1 protein-coding gene is annotated in these 417 nt (G+C 59.7%); it reads left to right on the forward strand.

Translation table 11 applies throughout. From position 1 onward, the window contains the following. On the forward strand, nt 1–417 hold a 417-nt coding region (locus P0G09_RS15775; protein ID WP_275253127.1), incomplete at both ends, for an MATE family efflux transporter.

A 417-nucleotide genomic window follows, 5' to 3' on the forward strand; every position in this document is an offset into this window, starting at 1 on the left:
CAGGACAGAGGGGGTTCACCCCGAAGAAATTTGGAGGGAAAAATCATGTCTACAACTGCAATGTGGCTGCTGCTGGCTGTGGTGATCGTTGTCATCCTGTTCGGCACGGCTTCCTGCTGTTCCAGTTCCTGCCCGACAAGCTGCTGGGCCTGTTCTCCGCCAGCGAGGCCATGCTGGCCATCGGCAAGCCTGCCCTGCGCATCAACTGCTTCCACTTCCTGCTGGCCGGCATGAGCATCATCCTGTCCTCCACCTTCCAGGCGCTGGGCAACGGCATGTTCAGCCTGATCATCTCGGTCTGCCGCCAGCTGGTGGTGCTGCTGCCCGCCGCCTGGCTGCTGTGTAAGACCGGCTATGCGAATATGGTGTGGTGGTCCTTCGTCATTGCAGAGCTGGTCTGTGTGACCCTGAGCTTTG

The organism is Faecalibacterium sp. DFI.5.82, from assembly GCF_029076575.1.
Classification (GTDB): Bacteria; Bacillota; Clostridia; order Oscillospirales; family Ruminococcaceae; genus Faecalibacterium; species Faecalibacterium duncaniae.